Raw genomic sequence first — 16,386 nt, 5'->3', positions numbered from 1 at the left:
CTTTGCACGGCGACAAATCATTATACCTTAAAAAACCTCAAATGATTGCATAGCAACCATCTCAGGTTTTGAAAATTATGATTTGTTTGAAAATTAAATCCGATCGAATATCTGCGGAATGTGGGTTTTAGATTCGGGAATGACTTACGGGATTTTGAATGGGAGGATCTCAGTTTTGCATTTACTAGAGTGCTATCCCCGAAGAGCGAGTGCTCGCACTATAATAAAAAATGCTTTTTTCAAAAATGAGATGCTCCCTTTTGAATTCCTCCAGTCGAATACCGGTTATTCGCAAACAGTCCCACGATTTTAGATTTTCTGTACGATAGCAACTGCATTGGCAATCCCATCTTCAGCTTGGATTTGCGCCGCCAGATTGGCGGCGCGTTAAGGCATTGCTTGATGTCATAGCCTGTTGAATCGCTTTTATAAGTCGTTCAACTCAACAGCCTAAAGTTTTGCTAAGGCTCGATCGATATGCACTTTCATTTTTTCGGCCAAGACAGGGACATTGGGTTCTTGAAGAATACTTAGATGATCTCCAGGGATATCATATATGTCTAATCCTCCAACTGCCAGATCCTTCCAGTTTTCCAAAGTGCTAAAGTGACTTTCATCCTTCGCTCGGAACAAAACAGCCCTGCCTGGATAAGGTTGTGGCTTGTAACTGTTGAAAGCGTAATTCCGAAACTCTACTCCAGGATCTACCTTATGATTATTAATCATCATGCCAGAAGTCGATTTAGTCTTCGATTTTAGGATCTTTTTTAACAAATAGGGAAGCCCTTGTTGGCGCAGCTTTTTGAGATGAAAAGCCAGCTTCTGGCTGAATGACAGTTTGTTTTTTCCTGGAATCGCACTATCCAAAAGACCCAGTAAAGCTACCTCCTCACCCTGTAAATGAAGTAGATGTGCCATTTCAAAGGCTACTAAGCCACCTAATGACTCACCCGCTAGGAGGTAAGGCCCTTTAGGTTGATGTTTTTGGATTTCTTTGAGATAGCGAGTTGCCATATCTGCAACACTCACTAAATCCGTTGGTGATTTGTCAAGTTTATCCTTTTGGAACATACTGACTTCCTCGTTGAGATAAACTCCATAACAGGTCTGGTCTTTGCCGAGGTGTCTTGACAAATCATAGTAAAGAAATATGCCGTAAATGAAGAATAAAGGTAGTTTGGAACTGCCTTCCTGAATCGTGACTAAAGCCTGTGCAGAAGACAAGCATCCTTCTTCGCGAAGGGTGTTAGCCAACTGCTGAATCGTTGGTGATTGGAAAAGAATAGCTAAAGATAGCTCTTTCTTGTAGGTTTCCTCTATTTCACGAATTAGCGATATCGCTAATAGGGAATGTCCTCCCAACTCGAAAAAATTATCTGTGGTACTGATGGGTGAAGTATGCAATACTTTTTCCCAAATCTTGATGAGTTGAATTTCCAAATCATCCTGGGGACGGGCCAATTCTCTTGGCTTTTCTTGCTGTACTTTATTTGTCGTCTCGGAGGGAGCGGGAGGATTGGGTGTGGCGGATTCGACTGGTTTTGCTTCGCGAGATTGTTCGGGTACGGGTAGAGCTTTACGATCGACCTTACCATTAGGTGTTAGGGGTAGAGCTTCCAAGAAAACAAAGATAGATGGCACCATATATTCTGGTACGTACTCCTTGAGCAGACTTCGCAGTTCTTGGATGGTGGGGTTCTGATTGTTGAGGGAGACAATATAGCCTACTAGACGCTTGTCGCCTGGAACATCTTCCCTGACGATGACCACCGCTTGCTGCACCTTGGGATCTTTGACCAAAACAGACTCGATTTCACCGAGTTCGATCCGAAAACCGCGAATTTTGACTTGAAAATCTAGGCGACCCAAACACTCAATATTTCCATCTGGCAAATAACGCGCTAAGTCCCCCGTCTTGTAGATTCGTTCGCTTGGACGAAATGGATTAGGAATAAATCTCTCTGTGGTTAAATCGTCACGCTGCAAATAGCCCCGGGCTAATCCTGAACCACCAATATGTAATTCCCCAGCCACCCCAATGGGAACGGGTTGCAGGAGAGGATCTAAGATGTAGATATCGGTATTGGCGATCGGCTTACCAATTAAAATTCGCTGTTCGGCATCTTTGACTTGATAAACCGTTGACCAAACTGTTGTTTCTGTCGGCCCGTACATATTCCAAAGTTCCGTACCTTTGGCTAACAATTGGGCAGCCAATTCTTTAGGCATGGCTTCCCCACCGCAGAGCATTTTCATCGGGGAGTTACCTTCCCAACCCGATTCCAGCAATAATCGCCAAGTGGCTGGGGTAGCTTGCAATATCGTAATCCCCAATTGGACGATCGTCTTTAATAACTTTCTGCCATCCATGGCAGCTTCCCGACTCAGGATGACAACCTGGGCTCCCACAGTCAGGGGTAAGTACAGTTCTAAGACTGCAATATCAAACGAGAGAGTGGTGACAGACAGCAAAATATCCGCCTCACAAATTCCTGGTTGCTCGCGCATCGAACGTAAAAAATTGACTGCCCCGCGGTGAAGAACTTGTACGCCTTTGGGCTTACCCGTAGAACCAGACGTGTAAATGACGTAGGCCATGTTTTCTGGCGTAACATTTGCGATCGGTGTTTCGTGACTCTCTTGGACAATGAGAGACCAATCGGCATCCACACAGATGACCAATGCTTCTTTGGCTGCTTTGGCAGGCAGGTTCTTGACAAGCTGCTGTTGTGTTAACAATACTTTGGCTTTGGAATTCTCGATCATGTATTCGACGCGATCGTCCGGGTAGTTCGGATCTATGGGAACATAGGCTCCGCCCGCCTTCAGCACACCTAATAATCCCACCAGCATTTCCACAGAACGCTCGACACAAATGCCAACTAAATCATCTGGCTTTACCCCTTTTTTTTGTAAATAGTGGGCTAGTTGATTGGAGCGTTGATGCAGTTCTTGGTAAGTTAATGTTTGACCTTCAAAGGAAACCGCTATTTTCTCTGGAGTTGCTTCTGCTTGTTGAGTCACTAAGTGGTGGAGACATCGATATTGTGACTCATCTATTTGAGTCTGATTCCATTCCACAAGCAACACATTTTTCTCTTTGTCTGGCAACAACGGCAATGCAGAAATCGGTTGTTCTGCATGAGCCACAATCCCAGCCAACAAAATCTGGAAATGCTCGTTCATTCGTTCAATGGTTTCTGCATCAAACAAATCCGTGCTGTAAGACCAACTCCCCTCCAATCCTTCGCTGGTTGGTTTTAAGAACAAAGTTAAGTCAAACTTCCCTTCGTTATTTTCAATCACCCAAGGACTTGCTATTAATCTTGACACATCGATCGTTTGGAAGGGAATATTTTCCTCAAAGACAAAGGTCACTTGAAACAGAGGAGAATAGCTCAAATCGATCTCGGGACAAAATTGATCGACCAACAAACAATAGGGTACATCTTGATAGGCTTGCGCTAACAAAACGACTTTCCTCACTCGTCCCAGAAACTCTAGGAACGTGGGATTGCCGGACATATCTGTACGAAGGGGGACAGCATTCACAAAATTTTCTGAATTCACACGGCTCACAAAAGGGGAGCCAACAATCACGTCTTCTGTACCTGTATAGCGATACAGCAAAATATTAAAGGCGGCTAACAGGGTTGTTGAGAGAGTGACCCCTTCCTGCTCGGCCAATATACCTAAGGCAGTCGCGATTTCCCCAGAAATGCCAAAAGACACAGAAGCTTCCCGAAAGGATTGCTCTGGGGGGCGCGGTCTGTCAGTGGGTAGGGGTAATAAAGGAGGGGCTCCAGCAAGTTGTTTTTTCCAATAGGCTAAGGAGTCTTGCAAGGGGAGCTTTCGTAGCTCTGACATCAGAGTTGCATAGGATGTTTCGTAGATTTCGCGATCGATAGATTGGAATTTGGGATCGTAATACAAGATTAATCTCAGGATCCCCAAGGCTGCGACCCATTCTTTAGCTCGTATATATCTCTGGATTTCGTAAGGCAATCGATCGCCAAAAATCTTAGTCCAGTGTTTTTTTCCTTCTTCATAGGCAACTAGATATTCTTCTTTTTTAGTTTGTTCAACGTAACTCCGTTGCTGAGAATGATCTCGAATTGCATGGATCAGAAAGTAGGTCGATTTACTGGATATATTATTGCCAGTGTAGCGATATTGAGAAACGACTTCACCGTGGAAATAGACAGGAAAATTACGGGCAATTCGCAAACATAAATTGTAATCTTCGATCGCTAATACACTTGGATCAAATGCACCGATAGACTCAATGGCGACAGTATCGAGGGCAGCACGGCGAAACATAATACAACCGCATTGAATCCTATGCCGGATAGCTAAAATAGTTTCATAATTAGCAACTTCAGGCTGATTCTCATATTTCTCTTCTACTTTGTAGGAGCCATCAGGTTGAATGGAATAGAAGAAATAACGACCAAAGACAAAGCCCACCTCTGGCAGGGCGTTGAGATGCTTGACTCCAATCTCGATCGCTTCAGGTAAAAGGCAGTCATCACTATCCAGGAAAACAATATACTCTCCCGTACTAACCCGCAGGCCAGTATTGCGTGCAGCCGCCACACCTTGGTTTGTTTGATAGACGTATGTTACTTTCGGGTAGCGATCGCAGACTTCTTTCGTATCATCAGTAGAGCCATCGTCTACTACGATCACCTCAAACGGAGGGTAGCTTTGTTCCAGAATGCTCTCAATCGCTTCCGGTAAAAATTGGGCGCAATTATAAGATGGAATCACTACCGATACATTTTTTGTCATTTTCTAGACTCCCAAAGTTATGTTAAAAGTTTCTGCACCCAATATTTAAAATATATCTCTCCAGACATCTATCTGTCCACACATTTATCTGTCCCCACATCTATCTGTCACAACAAAATTGCCATAGCAAGGAGAAACGTGCCGATTTTGCGAGGGCGGGAGGTCTTTACTATCCCTTCCCTGGCACACATGGCTCGATCTGCACAGGTTAAGATACCGTGCAAGGCAGTGGAAATTCCTAAAATACCACACCTATTCTTACATCCTTTTCAGTAAGTAGGTAGGCGAGATTAAACTTTATTATGTAACGATATGTAAACAAGGTTAACGAGTGCTGCTAGATGTGTATTTCAATACTTTACAATCGTTTACATATTTGCATTTTACAGCGCCGACCTACTTAGTGGTCTACAATTAATGTTTTTCGCATTCTTAATCCTTATATAGAAATGGTTACATCGAATTACATCATTACTTTTACAGGACTAAGCGAACCTATTAAGTTATACCATTTGTTAAAAATGATGCGACTGTATTTTTAGAGTGTGTCGCTCTCTTTCAAGACCTCGCATTTAATCGACTTTTCGACTGGCGATGCACCTTACACATCGGAAAAAATCAACAAATTCAACAATTGTTATGTCGCACGATTTCTGAAAGATGGTATTAGGATAATCGGTAATCGATAGTCGGTAATCCGTAGTCGGAAATCAGAAAAAAGCTTTCAGGTTAAAAGCTTAAAAGCCCCTCACCAATTACCAATTACCAATTACCCATAACCCATTACCGGTATTAGTACCAAGAACTTCAGTCCTCGGAAACAAAAACTAAAGTCCTCACTACAAACCGATAAAAGTTCGTGGTGAGGACTTCCGTTCTAAAACTCAGATGTTACTAAGCCGCAGCCAAATTTGCTGCTGCGAAATCCCAGTTAGCCAAATTGTCTAGGAAATTAGCAATGTAATCGGGACGGCGATTTTGGAAATCCAAATAATAAGCGTGTTCCCACACATCCAAAGTCAGCAAAGGAGTTTGGCCGTGTGCTAGCGGGGTGTCAGCGTTAGCAGTTTTGGTAACTTTTAAAGTACCGTTGTCCAAAACCAGCCAAGCCCAACCACTACCGAACTGAGTTGTCGCAGCAGCCTTAAATTCTTCTTTGAATTTGTCGAAGCTGCCAAAGTCGGTATTGATTTTATCAGCTAAAGCTCCTGTCGGAGTGCCGCCGCCGCCCGCTTTGAGGGAATTCCAAAAGAAATTGTGGTTCCAAACTTGACCTGCATTGTTGAAGATGCCGGCTTTGGATGGATCTTTGGCAGATTCCATTACAATTTCTTCTAGGGATTTGCTGGCTAGTTCGGTGCCTTCAATCAGTTTGTTGAGATTGGTCACGTAAGCAGCATGGTGCTTGTCGTGGTGGAACGAAAACGTGTTGGCCGACATATGACCTGACTCTAGGGCGTCAGCGGCGAAGGGTAATGGTGCGAGTGTAAATGCCATTGTGTTCAATCCTCTCTTGGTGGCTTTTTTGGGTTGACTTTCCGGCTTTTGTATGATTTGAGCCTAGAGTCGCTAGCTTGAGTTTATCAAGCTGTCGTAATTAATTTTTGACAATTCTCATATTTTATCTCAATTGCAGCATTTTAGAAGCTTGAATTCTACTTTTCACCAAATCTACTAATACCAGGTTTCACATAGCACAAACATTGCCTAAAAGTCAACCCGCCTGGGCAATATATAAAAGTTGGTAGGAAATTGTCACTAGACAGAATTTTAATGATGGTTATAAATAAATTAAACCTGTTTTTTATCAAATATAAGCTCAATTTAACTTAAGCTGTAAGCAAGTCCAACAAATTGCCGGAGCAGCCAATGGAAAACCGTTCAAACAATCAGACCAATTCTCCTCCTAAATGGTTGAATTTGAAACTAATAGTCAGCGGTCTGGAAACAGTTCAAGACTTAATTGTTATTTCTTTGTGTATTGGTTTGTTCTGTTTCATGGTACTGGAACTGCGAGAAATGTTTTTCTCGCTGCTGCCTCCTTTGAATTTTCAGCAAGTGACAGCAGACATTCTATTTCTCTTAGTTTTGGTGGAATTATTTCGGCTTTTAATTATTTATTTGCAAGAGCAGCGCGTTTCAATTGGTGTGGCGGTTGAAGTTTGTATTGTCTCTGTTTTGCGAGAAGTTATCGTGCGGGGTGTTCTGGAAACTCCCTGGGTTCAAATATTGTCAACAGGTGGATTTTTGCTGGTTTTGGGAATATTGTTGGTCATCCGAGTTTGGTTGCCACCAACTTTTGAGGGAATTGACCCGGAACGCCGTTTTGCTAGCCGAAAAAGAAATCTGTCAGAGCCGGAATCTTCTTCAGAGCCTGTGACGGTAAATAGTAAGTTCAATTCTCATTGAGTATGGCGAGACAGGCGATTTGAAATTTGCTCTACAGCTTGTATGGTTACAATTTATCGTCTGTTGTAAAATAACCATGATAACTTTCGTAGTGAGGATTAAAGTCATATGAAAATAGAGGGGAATGACTAAAGTCCTCGCTACGAACATGGGAAGGACTAAAGTCCTCACTACGAACCTGTATTGAGGATTAAAGTCATCTGAAAATAGAGGGGAAGGACTAAAGTCCTCACTACGAACCTATTTGATTGCGGTTCGCGGTCAGCACTTTAGTTATATGAAAATAGAGGAGAAGGACTAAAGTCCTCACTACGAACCTATTTGATTTGGGTTATTCGAGGTGACACAATATTAGCTGTTCGCCTGCAATTCGCCTAGACGAGCTAACACTTCTTTGGAGTGAATGGCGGGATTAACTTTGACAAATGTTTCCCGCAAAATTCCTTCTGGGTCAATAATAAAACTGTGGCGGGATGAGATAAAACTCATCCAAGAACCGTAAGCTTTACTTATTTTGCCGTCGGTATCTGCTAATAGCGGAAATTTTAAGCCTTCAGAATCGCAAAATTCCGCGTGGGAGTTGACATCATCGGCGCTGATGCCGATGATTTGAGTGTTTTTTGCTAAGTATTTCGGCAAGTCTTGCTGGAATCGACGCGCTTCGATCGTACAACCGGATGTAAAATCTTTGGGATAGAAGTAGACTACCAGCCACTTCCCGCGATAATCGGACAGCGAGATTTGCCCGTCGCCGCTGTTTGTCGGTAAGCTAAAGTCTGGTGCAGCTTGATTCACCGCCGGCAGTTTGCCGCCGAGGGCCAAGGCTGGAGGGGCAAAATTGAAACTCACAAAGGCTAGACAAATTGCCAATAAAGTGCTAAAAAACTTGCGCCGGGAAATCATAAATTAACAAGTAGAACTGTACTTAACACAAGTTTACAGTTTTCTGATTAAATGGGTAGGGGCAATTGGCGAATTGCTTCTAATACTAAATCCGAGTTACCCGCCTCTTTGATGATTCGGCGGTTAAAACCGCTTTTATAGAGAGGAAGCTCGCTGCTGCGGGCTAAGAAATAAAGGGAACATTTAACCAGGATTTGGTATCAAACCGAAATATCACTCACTCAAATAGAAATTTACTTATGAGCGCTGCACTCCCGTTAACAGGCAAAGTTACAGTAGTCCAGGTAATTAATGGTCAACCGGTGGTAATCGAAGTAGACGGCACTAATGCGCCGATTACTGGGGGAAATTTTGTTGATTTAGTTGAACGTGGCACCTACGATGGGGTGATGTTTCACCGAGTTGTGCGCCAGCCGGATCCTTTTGTGGTGCAAGGGGGCGATCCGCGCAGCAAGGATACTAGCATTCCGGCGGGTCAATTGGGAACGGGTAATTTTATCGATCCGGATACTAATCAGGCGCGTTTTATTCCTTTGGAAATCAAGCCGCAAGGGGCAGCACAGCCAGTTTACAACCAAGTTGTGACCGAAAAGCCACAGTTGCCACACACGAAAGGGGCAGTGGCAATGGCTCGTTCTAGTGCTTTGAATTCGGCTTCTTCGCAGTTCTATTTTACTTTAGATGCTTTGCCGTTTTTGGATGGCAATTATGCTGTTTTTGGCAATGTAGTTCAAGGTTTTGATACGGTTAATGCGGTGCAGCAGGGCGATCGCATTTCGACTGCTAAAGTCGTTGCAGGGATTGTTCCCAGTCGGGTTTCGAGTATTATTCCCAATGCTGCTGTGTTGAATAGTTTTATCAATAATACCAATTTTGTAGATCTGCCTTTGCGATCGCTCAACTTGCCTAATACGCCGAACAACTATCAAGTCACTGCCCAAGACTCTCAGCAAAACCCCAGCGGCGTGCGCGGAGGTAGTGCCAACGATCGCATTATCGGTTCATCGATTGATGATGCCATCAACGGCGGCAAAGGCAACGACACTATCACCGGCGAAGCAGGCGATGACTTTCTCAGAGGTGGCAAAGGTAGCGACTTAATTAGCGGTGGTGTTGGCAACGATATTATCAACGGAAATTTCGGCGACGATACTCTTAATGGCGATGCTGGTAACGACTTTTTAAGGGGTGGGCAAGGGAATGATGTCTTAAATGGTGGCGATGGCAATGATATTTTGATTGGGGATACGGGCAACGATACTATGACTGGAGGTAATGGTGCAGATACTTTTGTTTTGGTTGGAGTCGATCCTGCGAGTCTGCCTTTTATTCTCCTACTCCCAACGAATCATACAATACTTGATTTTAAACCAGGTGAAGGCGATCGCATTGGTTTGACAGGAAAATTATCGGATACCACATTCACTCAATCTGGTAGCGATACTTTAATTAACTTAGCTGGGTCTCCTGCTATTGTAAAAAATGCTACGGTCGATTCCGTCAGAAATGCAGTTTTTGCAATTCCTTTGTCTCCGATTGTTCCTCGTCCTAATGACCTGCCCACTGGCGATGCAGCCTTAAGAATTGGGTAATTTTAAGTGAATTGGGTTGAGTTGAACTCGACCCAATTTCTAATGCTTTTCGGCTCAATATCCATATCTTTTATTAGATGCCAGCCCCTGGTTGTACAATCTATTTTTTATGGCTTATGCCAAATTTAATTAATAACATAACTTTCTGAGTTTAGAGACAGCATCTTGATAGCAATCCATTCTCGATTGCTGCTTAAATAGCCCTGCTGCTTTCTGAAAATCTTCAAATGCTCCCTGCACCTCTCTCAATTTATATCTAGTCACTCCTCGGTTGAAGTAAGCTTTAGCAAAATTGCGATCGAGGCGAATTGCTGATTCAAAATCAGCTAGTGCTGCGAGGGAATTTTCCATTTGCAGGTGGATAGTGCCTCGGTTGAAGTAAGCTTGAGATAAATTGGGTTTGAGCAGGAGTGCTGAGTTGTAATCTGCGATCGCCCCAGCGTAATCTTTTAAGCCAGCTAGCATAAACGCCCGATTGTTGTAATACTTGGCTCGATAGGGATTGAGTTCGATGGCGGTAGTTAAATCTGCGATCGCAGACTGTTTGTCGCCTAATCTGTAGCGGGCAACACCGCGATCGTTGTAAGCTGGTGCGAATTGCGGATTAATGTTGATTGTGGCGGTGAAATTTTTAATCGCAGCGTGCAAGTCTTTTTGTTCGAGACTTTTTAAAGCTGCACTGTAAACCTTCTTGGTGCTAACGTCTAAATTTGCCTCTTGTCGCGCTTGGGCTTGCTCGCCCGAAAATACTTTACCTGAAGTATTGGCGAATCCCAAAAATTCGATCGAATTGAAAATAGTTGTGACAGCTAATTGACTCGGGAGAAAGGGGATAGTACGCATGGGAGGGCGGGTGTTTAACTGTATGCTCTAATTTTCTTGCATATTGTCAGCTACTGACAGTGATATCCGTACTCTCACAGAGGTGATAAGTTTGAGGAGATTTGGTGATGCTCGGGGATTGATTTGTGTGATGACAGTTGGGTTTAGTTCGTGATGCCAGTCACAATTAAGGATACTTGCGTCTATAAACCCCTAAATTTCGTAGTTTTAAGCGAACTGAACAATTTATTTTTGCTGGCCAGATTCACCAGAGAAAGAGGGAGAGAGCAAGATGTGGAGAATATTTGACGGTGGAGGAGAATAGTTTATTAAAATATACAATTTAAATGGGCAACAGCTTATTACATTGTCGCAAGATATGCTATCAGTAAATTCCGATCGCACTTGCGAGCATCTGATACAGGGTTTAGGGAAAAAACATCTGTAGCACCGACGCATCTGTGAAGCAACCCGTTTTCTAGGTAAGACGATTCACCCGTAACTGGCCGGGTTAAGTTGGGGGCTGGGCTAAGGGCGATCGACATTTCACTAATATTTTTGAGTAATATTGCCGATGAAAGTTGCTTATTCTTTGATATGCTCTGATTACACATCAAGAATCTATTGCAGTGTCAATGAAAATAGTTCTGACGTTAAAAACTTTCTTCGCGACAGTATTCGCGATCGTCCTGTTCAGTCTCTACTTAACACCTCCGGTTCTGGCCGCGAATGCGGAGGATCTGAGTCAGCTATTAAAAGATAATTGGTGCGTCAGCTTTCTGTGGAAGCAATGCGATTTGAGCGCTGCCGATTTGCGAGAAGCTAATCTCCAAGAAGCCAACTTGAGCGGTGCCAACCTGAGCGGCGCAAACTTGTCCGGTGCTAATTTAAAAAATGCTGACCTTTCTGACGCAGATCTCACCAACGCTAACTTAGCAAATGCTGATATTTTGGGTACGGATCTCAGTCGAGCAAATTTAACCGAAGCTAATTTCAACCGCACAAAATTGTGGGATGCTAATCTGACTTTGGCAAATCTGACTCGCGCCAATTTACAAGATGCTAATTTGTTGGATTCTAGACTTTGGGGAAGCAATCTCACCCAAGCTAATTTAACTGATGCGACCCTGCACGGTGCTGATTTGCAATATGCTAATCTGGCAGACACTAATTTGACAAATGCTGACTTGCACAGTTTCTTTTTCCGAGGTTCCAAGCAAGTTACGAATCTGAGCAATGCTAATCTAGAAGGCGCTAATTTAACGGGAGCAAATCTCAGAGGTGCGGTGCTGAATGGGGCAATAATGCCGGACGGCTCTATTAATAATGAAGAAATTGGCTTTAATTTAAAGTGAATTGTGTCTGAATACAGTTGACGGTTGACAGTTGACAGTTGACAGTTGACAGTTGACAGTTGACAGTTGACTGATGCTTTTCGCGAGCGGGGACAGCACTAATGACAGTTGACAGTTGACAGTTGATAGTTGACAGATGTTGTTTGCGATCGGGGACGCTCGCACCAATAACCAATGCCCAATAACCAATAACCAATGCCCAATGCCCAATGCCCAATGCCCAATGCCCAATGCCCAATGCCCAATAACTAATGACTTAATTCGATCGCCAAACTGCATCCCAAGGCCCGCCGCCAACTTCTAAACCTGCCAAATAACTTTGAGCCTCTAAGATAATTTTAGAGCGCTGCTTGCCATTTTTTTCAACATTTCCCCCCAACAATTCTCGCAGTTGCAAGCGCAATTCGCCGTGCGTCGTATCGCGGCAGCAAAAAGCCATACCCTTGGCTGTAGGAGTTCGCACATAGGTGCCAGAACTCTTTGTACTGCCACTTAACTCAACTTCAAACTGGCTGTTTCTCGCCTGCATTTTCCAACTTCCCCAAGGTTCAATATTCCAAGTTACTTGGGAATTCCAAGGCACAAATTCGTAGAATTTGCCTCGGTAATGGATGCCAATCATTGCTACCGATTCCATCCACCACAGCACGCCCCGCTTGCCACCCCCAGCAGTTAATGCTAAATCGCTTTCGCCTTGAAAACAATTGCAATTTATCCAAAACCATTTTTGCGGAAAAGCACCGCCCCAGTTTTTTTCGGTGTAAGCGGGAGCGTCTTTAAATTCATAGCGTTCGCCGTTCCAATCGATCCAACCCGTGGCTAAACCGTGAGCCATTAAAATTTGCCATCCAGGCTCAAACACTGGTAAAAAAGATAGCATTCCCGCCGTGGATTTTTGGAGTTCGTCGGAGTTTCCCCAGCCGTAAACAGGTTTGATTTCGTATTGCCAAAAACAGTGATTGCCAGTTCCTGGATCGTGCAGATAACCTTGATTCAAAGTAGCAGTAGCTTGATAGCCTTCTTGGACGCGACTGTCGAATACTTGTGGTTCTAAATATTCTGGTTTAATTTGTAAATCTGTTTTGCCCCAATGTCCTAAACCCAATGTGTTTCGCTGTGCCCAAAACTTATTTACATCGGGGAAGGTGCGGCACAAATAGCTATCTTTGGGGCCGAGAATTTGGGCGGCACCGCCGCTGTAAGGTTGACCCCCTCTGGGGTCTTCTATGGAATACATGAATGCAAAGGATTGTCCGTGAATTGGTAATGTTATTCGGTAGTACCAGCCTTCAAAAAAGCGCCGGGAACTGCCGTCCCAGTGGTAGCCGCTGTGGGGAGTTTCAATAGTTTTGAGTTTTGAGGGTGAATTTGACATACAATTACTAATATAATAAAGGAGATTTATTGGTCATTACTCATACAATGTCAGGTCAATTACCTAAAATAAAAAATGTTTATAGTGAGGACTTTAGTCCTCAGATGGATGCGGACTAAAGTCCTCACTATAAACCAATCTGTTTGTAGTGAGGACTTTAGTCCTCAGATGGATGCGGACTAAAGTCCTCACTACAAACCAATCTGATTGTGGTTATCCGAGCGGACATGATATTAGTGGTCATTAGGGAGAAGAAACAAGCAGGAGCAGTGAATTACCGATTGCCGATCGCCAATTACCCATATAATAGGATATTCATTATGTCTTTAGCACTTTGGCGATCGCCCTTAGCGCGATCGCTCCACCGCAACCGCAGTCTTGCCTATGCCCGCTACTTGCAACTAGCAACGGTTCGTCCTGACGGGCGTCCTGCTAACCGCACTGTGGTGTTTCGAGGCTTTTTGGAAAACACCAACCAGTTAAAGTTTATTACAGATATTCGCAGTCAAAAGGCAGAGGAAATTAATCTCTATCCTTGGGGGGAGATTTGCTGGTATTTCCCTAAAACTCGCGAACAATTTCGGATTGCTGGAAAGCTACTTTTGGCAGGGGCAGATTGTCCAGATGTAGAGTTGTACGCAGCGCGCCGCACAGCTTGGCAGGAGATTTCTGAGGGGGCTCGATCGCAATTTGGTTGGCCCGAACCTGGGGAAGACAAGGCTGAGGCTACTGCTTTTGATTGTGCTTCCCCAGATGCGATCGAGCCGCTGCCTAATTTTTGCTTGCTGCTGTTGGAACCGGAAACGGTGGATTTTTTGGAGTTGCGGGGGGAACCCCAGAACCGATCGCTTTACGGGCGCGACGGAGATGGCAATTGGTTTGTGCGATCGGTCAATCCTTGAAAAAGAAGTCATTAGTCATTGGTTATTGGTTATTGGTTATTGGTTATTAGTTATTGGTTATTAGTTATTGGTTATTGGTTGTTAGTTCCAATGCCCAATGTCCCATCCCTCCGCTTCGCTTCGCCCAATGTCCCATGCCCCATCCCTCCGCTTCGCTTCGCCCAATTCCCAATTCCCAATTCCCAATTCAAATTTTAGATGCCGGTGCCGTCGAAAAATTCTTGAATTGCTTTATCTTTTAACTTGCAGCTAGGGGTTGTAACTAGCTGGGTTTTTTCGGCTAAGGCTACATTGCTGGCTTGGTTTAAAGCTTCTGATACTGATTGGAAATTGTGGGAATTGGAAACAGAAGTTAATGAGGCAGATGGTTGAGCCTGCAAAGTTTTTAGTTGCTGTTCGAGGGATTCGATACGATCGACTAAAGAGCGAATTACCGCAGCTTCCGAATCCGGCAAACTGCCGTGTTCTAGGGGATTGACGCGCACTCCCGATCGATAAACGATGCGGCCGGGAATCCCTACAACGGTACAGTCAGATGGTACGTCGCGCAGGACGACGGAACCGGCGCCGATGCGAACGTTGTTGCCAATTAGCAAGTTGCCGAGCACCTTGGCGCCGGCACCGACAACTACATTTTCACCCACAGTAGGGTGACGTTTGCCGCTTTCCTTGCCTGTGCCGCCGAGGGTGACACCTTGGTAAATTAGGGCAAAATCGCCGACGATCGCAGTTTCGCCGATCACAACCCCCATACCGTGGTCGATGAAGACGCTTTTGCCGATCGTTGCCCCTGGGTGAATTTCAATGCCGGTCAAAAAGCGAGCAATGTGGGAAATTAAGCGGGGAATGAAGGGAAGGCCCAGTACGTAAAGCCAGTGTGCGAGGCGGTGCAGCACTAGGGCCTGAAGACCTGGGTAACAAAACAAAACTTCCAGCCAGTTGCGAGCGGCTGGGTCGCGATCGAAAATAATACTGAAGTCAGCTCTAAGAGTCTTTAGCACTTTCGGATTTACCAATTTTGGTTAAACACGGCACTTTCGATCTTACATTTTACTCGACGGGGGAAGTTATTGACCGATCGCGAGATTGGGGGAGTGGGAGATTGGGGGAGTGTCCCTGGAGGAGATTGGGGGAGATTTCGAGAAAATTTGAGGATATTCGATCGTCCCCATCCCACAGTGCCGTTGCGTTTTATTCCTGTGGAGCTTTTTTTGACAGTGCGATCGCACTACAAATGTCAAACCCAGATGCACGTTATTCCTGTACTGAGATCGTATAGTTAGACTTGACTCCGGGTTCGAGTGTGCCGACCCAAATTTTGTATGAGCCTGCTTGCCAGTCTGAATCTACAATGCCAGCATCTTTATTCTGACCTGTATCGTCTCCGCAACGCACGGTGTTACCAGGGCCTTGTACGAGTAAGGTGGTGTCCTTGCCTCCGCTGTTGACTTGGATGGTGAGTTTGGAAAAGTTTTGCTGCAACTGTATGATGTGGTCGGGGGTGGGGGTGGCAAAACCCAAACATTTGTTTTTGTGGCGATCGGCGTTGGCAATGGCAGATAGAGAGTACGATCCGCCTGTGGAACCTCTCAAAGCTGCTGTTGGCGCCCCAAAACCTCGCGATAAAATTAATGTGCCGAAATTGGCTGTTTCTGCTAAAACGGGGTGGGTGGCGATCGCACAAGTCGCAGCTAAGATCGCAGCGTTTTTGAAATGAGCTCGCGGATTAAACAACATGGCAATACTCCTCTGTCACAACTTAAAATCACAACTCAGAATTCACCCATCGCAGCCCCAAGAATCCGAACTAGGAGAGGAAGCACATTTTTTTTTAATTAGTTCAAAACCTCTTGGTTTCTCTTCCTTATTTTTATCAGAACAACACCTGTGCGATCGCCCTTCCTCGTGCCACTCCCGGTTCTGCCACACGCGCCCTGCTCGCATCCGCAATTGTACGGTGTCAAAATGATAAATTTGATACTGCTTGCCTCTGTATTGACAATTGCTTCCCTATTCGCCGAGGCTTTGCTATTGTTACCTATGAGTCTATCTGGGTGGATCCATTTCCCGGTTTGGCTCAGCCTGACTTTGATTTTGCTGGCTATTTCTTGGTGCTTGGGGGATTAGTTGACAGCGCTCGATGAGGAGTTATTAGTTATTCAAAAGCCAATTATCAATCTTTCCGCTTCGCCCAACGGTCAATTCCCCTTGGTACAAATTGGACCTATGCAAGGGCC

12 protein-coding genes and 1 pseudogene are annotated in these 16,386 nt (G+C 44.6%); 6 read left to right on the top strand and 7 right to left on the bottom strand.

The features are described 5' to 3' along the window. Positions 1-450 precede the first annotated feature (450 nt). Both QZ938_RS27495 and QZ938_RS27490 read right to left on the bottom strand, forming a co-directional pair. Entirely contained in the window at positions 451-4,791 is a 4,341-nt protein-coding gene (locus QZ938_RS27495) for an amino acid adenylation domain-containing protein (protein WP_293354701.1), read from the bottom strand. Between the two features lie 894 nt (positions 4,792-5,685). Beyond that, positions 5,686-6,288, bottom strand: a complete 603-nt coding sequence (locus tag QZ938_RS27490) for a superoxide dismutase (protein WP_293145357.1) — start codon at positions 6,286-6,288, stop codon at positions 5,686-5,688. A 372-nt stretch (positions 6,289-6,660) separates the two neighbouring features. Between QZ938_RS27490 and QZ938_RS27485 the strand changes: the two genes are divergently transcribed. Next, a complete protein-coding gene (locus QZ938_RS27485) occupies positions 6,661-7,200 on the top strand; it encodes a phosphate-starvation-inducible PsiE family protein (protein WP_293145359.1) in 540 nt (179 codons plus the stop codon). A 351-nt stretch (positions 7,201-7,551) separates the two neighbouring features. Here the strand turns inward: QZ938_RS27485 and QZ938_RS27480 are convergent, their stop codons facing one another. Continuing rightward, positions 7,552-8,103: a peroxiredoxin gene (locus tag QZ938_RS27480; protein ID WP_293145362.1), complete on the bottom strand. Its 552-nt coding sequence runs from the start codon at positions 8,101-8,103 to the stop codon at positions 7,552-7,554. A gap of 239 nt (positions 8,104-8,342) precedes the next feature. Between QZ938_RS27480 and QZ938_RS27475 the strand changes: the two genes are divergently transcribed. Beyond that, positions 8,343-9,695: a peptidylprolyl isomerase gene (locus QZ938_RS27475; RefSeq protein WP_293354704.1), complete on the top strand. Its 1,353-nt coding sequence runs from the start codon at positions 8,343-8,345 to the stop codon at positions 9,693-9,695. A gap of 129 nt (positions 9,696-9,824) precedes the next feature. Here QZ938_RS27475 and QZ938_RS27470 read toward each other — a convergent pair whose 3' ends face one another. Continuing rightward, positions 9,825-10,538 carry a tetratricopeptide repeat protein gene (locus QZ938_RS27470; protein WP_293145368.1) on the bottom strand — a complete coding sequence of 238 codons (714 nt, stop codon included), beginning with the start codon at positions 10,536-10,538 and terminating at the stop codon, positions 9,825-9,827. A 614-nt stretch (positions 10,539-11,152) separates the two neighbouring features. On the opposite strand from QZ938_RS27470, the gene QZ938_RS27465 reads away from it, so the two are divergent. Then, positions 11,153-11,872 (top strand): pentapeptide repeat-containing protein, encoded by a 720-nt coding sequence (locus tag QZ938_RS27465; protein WP_293145371.1) that lies wholly within the window; start codon positions 11,153-11,155, stop codon positions 11,870-11,872. Between the two features lie 256 nt (positions 11,873-12,128). On the opposite strand, the gene QZ938_RS27460 is transcribed toward QZ938_RS27465, so the two are convergent. Then, positions 12,129-13,247 (bottom strand): tocopherol cyclase family protein, encoded by a 1,119-nt coding sequence (locus tag QZ938_RS27460; protein ID WP_293354707.1) that lies wholly within the window; start codon positions 13,245-13,247, stop codon positions 12,129-12,131. 320 nt (positions 13,248-13,567) lie between these two features. Between QZ938_RS27460 and QZ938_RS27455 the strand changes: the two genes are divergently transcribed. Together QZ938_RS27455 and QZ938_RS33175 are read left to right on the top strand one after the other, a co-directional pair. Further along, a complete protein-coding gene (locus tag QZ938_RS27455) occupies positions 13,568-14,149 on the top strand; it encodes an Npun_F5749 family FMN-dependent PPOX-type flavoprotein (RefSeq protein WP_293354710.1) in 582 nt (193 codons plus the stop codon). Continuing rightward, positions 14,122-14,391, top strand: a pseudogene (locus QZ938_RS33175) (hypothetical protein). The gene QZ938_RS27455 and the pseudogene QZ938_RS33175 overlap by 28 nt, the downstream one beginning before the upstream one ends. Here QZ938_RS33175 and cysE read toward each other — a convergent pair. Then, the gene (gene cysE / locus QZ938_RS27450; RefSeq protein WP_293354713.1) at positions 14,344-15,150 is read right to left on the bottom strand and encodes a serine O-acetyltransferase; all 807 of its coding nucleotides are present in this window, start codon (positions 15,148-15,150) and stop codon (positions 14,344-14,346) included. The pseudogene QZ938_RS33175 and the gene cysE overlap by 48 nt on opposite strands. A gap of 253 nt (positions 15,151-15,403) precedes the next feature. Next, the gene (locus QZ938_RS27445) at positions 15,404-15,886 is read right to left on the bottom strand and encodes a hypothetical protein (RefSeq protein WP_293145386.1); all 483 of its coding nucleotides are present in this window, start codon (positions 15,884-15,886) and stop codon (positions 15,404-15,406) included. Positions 15,887-15,999: 113 nt separating this feature from the next. On the opposite strand from QZ938_RS27445, the gene QZ938_RS27440 reads away from it, so the two are divergent. Beyond that, a complete protein-coding gene (locus QZ938_RS27440; RefSeq protein WP_293145389.1) occupies positions 16,000-16,293 on the top strand; it encodes a hypothetical protein in 294 nt (97 codons plus the stop codon). The last annotated feature ends 93 nt before the right edge of the window (positions 16,294-16,386 follow it).

Source organism: Microcoleus sp. CAWBG27 (assembly GCF_020883145.1).
GTDB lineage: Bacteria > Cyanobacteriota > Cyanobacteriia > Cyanobacteriales > Microcoleaceae > Microcoleus.
The sequence above is the reverse complement of the archived record's forward strand: the minus strand, read 5'-3'. Positions and strand labels throughout refer to the sequence as shown.

Excerpts from the sequence above, each read along its gene's own strand:
- QZ938_RS27470 (WP_293145368.1), bottom strand. The coding sequence starts at position 10,538 with ATGCGTACTATCCCCTTTCTCCCGAGTCAATTAGCTGTCACAACTATT.
- QZ938_RS27465 (WP_293145371.1), top strand. The coding sequence starts at position 11,153 with ATGAAAATAGTTCTGACGTTAAAAACTTTCTTCGCGACAGTATTCGCG.
- QZ938_RS27495 (WP_293354701.1), bottom strand. The coding sequence starts at position 4,791 with ATGACAAAAAATGTATCGGTAGTGATTCCATCTTATAATTGCGCCCAA.
- QZ938_RS27455 (WP_293354710.1), top strand. The coding sequence starts at position 13,568 with ATGTCTTTAGCACTTTGGCGATCGCCCTTAGCGCGATCGCTCCACCGC.
- QZ938_RS27475 (WP_293354704.1), top strand. The coding sequence starts at position 8,343 with ATGAGCGCTGCACTCCCGTTAACAGGCAAAGTTACAGTAGTCCAGGTA.
- QZ938_RS27485 (WP_293145359.1), top strand. The coding sequence starts at position 6,661 with ATGGAAAACCGTTCAAACAATCAGACCAATTCTCCTCCTAAATGGTTG.
- QZ938_RS27480 (WP_293145362.1), bottom strand. The coding sequence starts at position 8,103 with ATGATTTCCCGGCGCAAGTTTTTTAGCACTTTATTGGCAATTTGTCTA.
- QZ938_RS27490 (WP_293145357.1), bottom strand. The coding sequence starts at position 6,288 with ATGGCATTTACACTCGCACCATTACCCTTCGCCGCTGACGCCCTAGAG.
- QZ938_RS27445 (WP_293145386.1), bottom strand. The coding sequence starts at position 15,886 with ATGTTGTTTAATCCGCGAGCTCATTTCAAAAACGCTGCGATCTTAGCT.
- QZ938_RS27460 (WP_293354707.1), bottom strand. The coding sequence starts at position 13,247 with ATGTCAAATTCACCCTCAAAACTCAAAACTATTGAAACTCCCCACAGC.